Annotated in this window: 1 protein-coding gene; it reads left to right on the top strand. The window is 31.1% G+C overall.

Annotation, left to right across the window (positions count from 1 at the left end):
- Positions 1 to 81: 81 nt before the first annotated feature.
- Positions 82 to 297 (top strand): hypothetical protein, encoded by a 216-nt coding sequence (locus ACRHNM_RS16270; protein WP_272607341.1) that lies wholly within the window; start codon positions 82 to 84, stop codon positions 295 to 297.
- Positions 298 to 412: the final 115 nt, after the last annotated feature.

Below are 412 nucleotides of genomic sequence, written 5' to 3'. Positions count from 1 at the left end.
TTGAATTTAATTGACTACAGCGAATGTAGATTTTCCTACATTTGTTAATGAAAGTGAAAACCGTACTTAATCCTCCGAACTATGAACACTAGAAAACTTTTTTATGCATTTCTTACTTTTGCATTATTATCTGTAGCAGCTTGTTCTAACGATTCAGGTGATGATATTTATGAAGGTGTAGAAAAAAGCAAGATAAAAGTTCCAGGGCGTTCTGTAGAAAAAAGCAAAATTGTAGTCCCTGGTAGAGATGATTCAGAATCAGTAGAAAAGTCAAAGATTATTATAAATAAAGATTAAATCTTTCTTTCGTCGAAGAAACACGACTTTAATCGATAAAATTTAAGGGTTGGCCAATATGCTAGCCCTTTTTTCGTTGCATTAGAACTAAATCTTATAATAGATTGATTTCAAA

The organism is Psychroserpens mesophilus (assembly GCF_050617655.1).
GTDB classification, from domain to species: Bacteria; Bacteroidota; Bacteroidia; order Flavobacteriales; family Flavobacteriaceae; genus Psychroserpens; species Psychroserpens mesophilus_A.
Note: the sequence above shows the minus strand (reverse complement) of the source record. Positions and strands in the feature narration are given on the sequence as shown.

Excerpts from the sequence above, each read along its gene's own strand:
- ACRHNM_RS16270 (WP_272607341.1), top strand. The coding sequence starts at position 82 with ATGAACACTAGAAAACTTTTTTATGCATTTCTTACTTTTGCATTATTA.